We start from the raw sequence: 213 nt of genomic DNA on the forward strand, positions 1-213 counted from the left end.
TTGGTACCCGGCTGTTTTTTTATATGAATTATTTTAAACTTATCGAGACAGCATTGGGAAATATTTCCTTTAAAATCAGTTGGGTATATTTATCAAATTGCGGTCATTTGCTCGTAATTTGAGATGTGACTAAAAGACAGGCTTAATGCGGCCTTTTTTATTACAGGGTATTCCGCTGATGACAAGCGACGAACGCTACAGCTTCACGTGGCA

This window comes from Xenorhabdus sp. NBAII XenSa04 (genome assembly GCF_963866145.1).
GTDB classification, from domain to species: domain Bacteria; phylum Pseudomonadota; class Gammaproteobacteria; order Enterobacterales; family Enterobacteriaceae; genus Xenorhabdus; species Xenorhabdus indica.